The sequence below is a fragment of the Chamaesiphon polymorphus CCALA 037 genome (assembly GCF_003003845.1).
GTDB lineage: Bacteria > Cyanobacteriota > Cyanobacteriia > Cyanobacteriales > Chamaesiphonaceae > Chamaesiphon > Chamaesiphon polymorphus.
In genome coordinates this window covers 1-5,082 of sequence record NZ_PVWO01000436.1, presented here as the reverse complement: position 1 = coordinate 5,082, position 5,082 = coordinate 1, and the positions used below count along the sequence as shown (strand labels likewise).

6 protein-coding genes are annotated in these 5,082 nt (G+C 45.7%); 5 read left to right on the top strand and 1 reads right to left on the bottom strand.

Going from position 1 to position 5,082, the window contains the following annotated elements:
- Nucleotides 1–54: 54 nt before the first annotated feature.
- The 5 genes from C7B77_RS23730 (at nucleotide 55) to C7B77_RS23710 (ending at nucleotide 3,966) form a co-directional block, all read left to right on the top strand.
- Nucleotides 55–1,464: a strawberry notch C-terminal domain-containing protein gene (locus tag C7B77_RS23730; RefSeq protein ID WP_106310734.1), complete on the top strand. Its 1,410-nt coding sequence runs from the start codon at nucleotides 55–57 to the stop codon at nucleotides 1,462–1,464.
- 11 nt (nucleotides 1,465–1,475) lie between these two features.
- Entirely contained in the window at nucleotides 1,476–1,691 is a 216-nt protein-coding gene (locus C7B77_RS23725) for a hypothetical protein (RefSeq protein ID WP_106310732.1), read from the top strand.
- A gap of 69 nt (nucleotides 1,692–1,760) precedes the next feature.
- On the top strand, nucleotides 1,761–2,222 hold the full coding sequence (locus C7B77_RS23720) for a hypothetical protein (RefSeq protein WP_106310730.1): 462 nt from the start codon (nucleotides 1,761–1,763) through the stop codon (nucleotides 2,220–2,222).
- Between the two features lie 48 nt (nucleotides 2,223–2,270).
- A complete protein-coding gene (locus tag C7B77_RS23715; RefSeq protein ID WP_146138478.1) occupies nucleotides 2,271–3,035 on the top strand; it encodes a hypothetical protein in 765 nt (254 codons plus the stop codon).
- On the top strand, nucleotides 3,022–3,966 hold the full coding sequence (locus tag C7B77_RS23710; RefSeq protein WP_106310726.1) for a hypothetical protein: 945 nt from the start codon (nucleotides 3,022–3,024) through the stop codon (nucleotides 3,964–3,966). Before C7B77_RS23715 ends, C7B77_RS23710 begins: the two co-directional genes overlap by 14 nt.
- A 203-nt stretch (nucleotides 3,967–4,169) precedes the next feature.
- Here the strand turns inward: C7B77_RS23710 and C7B77_RS23705 are convergent.
- Nucleotides 4,170–5,082 (bottom strand): CHAT domain-containing protein (locus C7B77_RS23705; protein WP_146138477.1); only part of this gene is annotated, 913 nt, incomplete at its 5' end.

Genomic DNA, 5,082 nt, shown 5'->3' with positions numbered 1-5,082 from the left:
TTGTTGTGGAATACATGCACAGCAAAAAACTCTTTTTCATAAAACAGTTTTAGCATATTTGTATGTGATAATACTGGTCGCTCCTATCATGCCGATGTCAATTGCATCAATACCCGCTTGCGACGGCATTATCTCCTCGAAGCTGGGTTCCAAGCAATTGCCGCAGTCCAAGGATTCGGACGGACGCACCGCAGCCACCAGAAGCAGCCCCCAGAGGTCATCTTACTATCTACCAATGTCAATGGGGAGGTTAGATTTACCGCCACGATCGCCGCACGACTGGGACAGTTGGGAGCGATTTCTAAGGGACAACGAGATACGGCTAATAATGGACTGTTCGATGAGGATCTCAATAACTTCGCCAGTCAATATGCCAGATCAGCTCTCGAAGCCCTAATTAACGACATCTACCGCGATCGCATTCCCGACTTAAAATGTGCCGAATTCGAGCGGATGACGGGATTGGAGATCGGTGGCGAAACTGGGGCGATTTCCACTAATAAAATGCCCCCCGTCAATCGGTTTCTCAATCGCTTACTCGCGCTGGAAATCGATACTCAGAATTTGGTATTCAAAGAGTTCGAGGCGCGGATGAGCCGGAATATCGCACTGGCTAAAGCCAACGGCACCTACGATCGCGGTATCGAAACCCTCCAAGCCGATGGCGGCTTCGAGATCGTCGAGTCCCAAACGATCGCCACTCAAGAGGGTGCGGAAACTGTCTGTCAGACGATCGATAAATTCACCAAACCCTATCTCAACCAACAAAATGAGGCTTACCAGAACTTGCTGAGCGGTTATAGTGCCTACCGCCACAAGAAGACTGGCGCAGTGGCTATTGCGAAGGAAGATGATAGCCGCGTCAACCGAACGGGTAAGGTCGTTGACGTACTCAAAATCTGTCACCCCGTGAGTAGTGGCCATTACGAGCGCATAGATCGGCCTAAGTTCGAGTCAAAATGGGAAGCGACGGAGGCAGATAGCCAATTCTGGCGTACCTGGAATCTAGCAATTCGCACCGCACCCGAAATGGTTAGAGATCGGTTCTATTTGATATGTGGTTTACTTCTGCCCCATTGGAATAAGTTACCGATCGAATCACCGCGAGTGTATCGATTGCAAACTAATGATGGGCGGGTATTGCTCGGACGGGCGATCGAGAAAGTGGACATTGCTAGCGTACTAACTAAGTTTGGGATTAACGGCAACGAATATCTCACTGCCGAGACGATCTATCAAATTGTTTGGGAGGATAATGGCACTCACGAGTTCGGTAATTGGAAGTTGCAGCGCAACTATATCAAAGGCAGCCATCGCTTGGAAATTGCCAATGTATACGATCGCGGCGATCTGGATTATTTAGAATCGCTGGGATGTTTCCGCGAGATGTTTGACTATCGGATGCGAGTATTTATGCCGATAGATCGGGCAGTGGAAATCATTGAAGTTTTGATGAAGAGGTAGGTGATTGAAATATGAAAAATAATGATTTAATTCATTCCGATAATTGGATGAATAAAATTCGAGCTTTGTGCCCATATTGTCATCGTGAAGCGAAAATATCACCCATTTGGTATGCTATTACCGATCTAGATCGCGTCTGGAAAGCGACCTTTGAATGTCGCGAATGCCTGTGGGAAGACAACGAATGCGATCCCTTGTTTGCCGATCCAGATAATATCGATCTCTAACAATTAAAGAAGCGACCTGCCAAGGCAGCGCTTCGCTATCGCAACTGTCAACCATCAATTCTCAACTGTATGAACCAATCTAATTATAAATACCGAGTTCGCGCGGATTATTGGATCGACTTACCCACGATCGATAATGAGTCAGAAATTTTCGCACTGAAAAAACAAATAGAGAAGTTCATCGAAAATGAGAGTGGTGTTACCCATTCAATTTCAACCGCATCTAAAACTTATCAGGTTCGAGTAGAAACTTGCGTAGTTGATATAGTGCGTCAAAGTGAGGTCGATTCGACAGAGCCGACACGCGAACGAGTCGAACTTTATGATGAGTTCGATAATGAATGGCAGAGCGTTAGCTCGAACGTCCATCAATTTACTGAGCAGGAATTAGATATCGTACTCGCCGGACTCAGGACACTACAACAGCGCAAAGATTGTAATAAAATTGCTTTACGCTATGGCGATCTTATCTCCCCAGATAACGACAAAATAGATCGGCTCTGCGAAATAATTAATTTCAACCACAGATAATGTTGATTATAATAATATGTATATAAATTATGAGTATATGAAATAAATATGCCAATCAAATCATTAGATACTCTTCAAACTTCAGAGCATTCGATCGCTACAACACAGCGAATAACAGGTTTATTCATGGGCTGCCAAGTTAATGATAATTTATGGGTGCCTGCAAGAAAATTAATTTGGGATGAAAGTGGTTATCGCAGCGGCAACGTTAAAGGAGCGATCCAAGCAATAATTAATAGTTCGATCTTCCATAATTACTTTAGCTTATCACCACTAGATCGCATCGATGTAACTCGCGAAATTCCTGGCGATTTTAGTCGGCGGATGCCATTAGATCGTCCTGAAGAAATGCCCCAGCACCTCCCCCATCTGGGATTGAGTGCGGATTTACTCGACCCGATCGCCTATGTCGCCCGTAGTGGTGGCTACAAACAAACTGATAGTTTTGATGTATTTCCAGAGATCGATCCAGACTCCGATGGCTGTTATTACTTCTATTTTGGCTTGAGAGAATTGCATCTATTGCCAGAACTAAAATCGACATTAAGTACGTTAAAATCTGGAGATAAAATAGCTGTTCGAGGTAAAGAAGCTATTCATATAGCCACCAATTTAACTTTAGGGCTTTTGCCCGGTTATATCGTTGCGATGGATAACGAGAATTCAGGGTTGCTAAATCTGGCGATCGAACGAATCAATCTAGGGGCAATTTATACTCGTCATAAGATAATTTGTTCTGCAACCTGTAAAGGTTTTCTTCCTTTCTCTACCCCAGTTTACCAGCCGATTGGGGATTTATATGGTAAGGTCTAAATTTCCTAACTATCGGCTTGAATTAAGAGACGATATCCAAATCGACGATGAAGATGATGGACGATTTATTAAATATTGGGTAAACAAAACACAATTGGGACGGTGCCTGTTTAAATCAGCATTTCCGTTTAGCTCTTCACCAGTAAGAGTACGAATGGATTGGCGCGAAAAAGTTGCCTGCGAACTTGGAAAGTTAATAGGTTTACCAGTAGCGCGAACAGAACTAGCTATTTTGAGTCTAGAGACAGCTAAAGTTTTACAGGGTAGTATTTCTGTTGACTATAACTTCCAGGGACGTGAAGTTATCAGCTTGCGTAGCTTTCTATCTAAGGTAGATCCCAACTATGACAATGCCTATTCAGAGGACTATATCGATGGCTATAACGTGCAAAGTGCGATCGAACAACTTAGAACTCATCGAGTGGGATTGCCACCCGATTGGCAGCAAATTGAAGGGACTCAAGATGCAGCAGACGTGTTAGTTGGATATTTAATGTTCGATTGTTGGCTGTCTGCAACAGATCGCCACGACGAGAATATCGAGATTGCTATCGATGCTAATGGCTACTATTTGTGCCCCAGTTTCGACCACGGGGATTGTTTGGGAACTAAATTATCGCCACAGCAGCTACAAATTCGAGATTTTGATTCGCCCAGATTAACCGAATCCTGTTGGTGGGAAGAGGAAGAAATTTCTACTACCAGAGCTTTTGAGATCGGCGCAAATCTCGCTCCCATTGCAGCCAACGCTTGGAAACGACAACTCGATCGAATTACCATTGAGGAGATTGAAGGTATTTTTGGGCAAATTCCTGACGAGCTAATCGATTCTGCCGAGGCTGATTTCGCGATCGAGCTATTAGATTACAACCGCCAGCGGATAATGTCGATCGATATATCTCTCTCTAATACCAAATCCGATTTACATTGACTTCTTACTATAAAATCGATCTTCCTAAGCCGTAAAGCAAGTTAGGGGTTCCGAAATTAAGCAGAATTCGCGAATGAGATTTGGTATAACTCCTCCGATTGCGGCACATAATCCACAAACTCAATCATTGAAAAACGACTCCAGATTAGCAGTACAAGAATTTGACAAACAGCTTTCTCTATTTCCATTGTAGCTTCGGATGATTACCCGATCGCGCAAAATGCTGCCCAGTGATATGGCGATCGAAACAGATGAACGTTATCTGCTAACGATCTCACTGTATTAGTCCAGCCTTCCACTAATAAGTTCTGAGCAGCACCTAAATTAAGCTGGGCGATCCATCCTAGCAATTCTGCTTTGGTTATTTGGCGCAACCAGCGTTGTGCTTGATTCAGGGCTATTGCCACGGAGTCAATTTCCTGGAGGTTTTGATAGAACTTAATCATCAAAAAAGTTGTCGATAGGTCGCTCACTGCCCACAAGGAGCTAACGACGTTGGAGCTGCCTGCGTACAAGAAACCACTGGGTAAACCGATGTATTCATCTCCCAGCGATCGAAAGTCGGTGAGTCCGGTTTCACAGGCGGAGAGGGTAACTAGGCGACATTGACGGAGATCGAGTTGGAAGATTTCGCCCAATGTCAGGCAGTTATCGAGATCGATCGCGCCACCATCGCGGGTTGGCAAGTAGCGGCTGGATTTTTCGGGATCTTGCGGCGGCTGGGAGAGTTTACCACCGCTGAGGAGCAGGGCGGAGGTGAGGGGGTTCTCGAAGTTGAAGCTGCCGTGACAGGCGAAGTGGGCGCAGTTGGCTCGACTCAGCCGATCGGCAGTGAGGGCGGCTTTGGTTGCCTGTTGGCGTTTGACTACTTCTACATGGGGCTGGAATCGATCGCGGATTACCGGAACTTCAATATCGGTGAAGTCTAGATCGCTGGTGGGGTTTTGGACTGCGAAGAGGTGTTGGAGTGGGGGACGTTGCCATTGTTGGGCGAGGTTGAGGAGTTGGATGCTGGGGGCGTAGCGGACTCCTTGGGGGAAAAGGTCGAGGAGACATTCTTCAGTTTCGTTGAGGGGTAAGGCGTGGTGGGGGAGGAGCTGGAGGATGCGGTGGGGG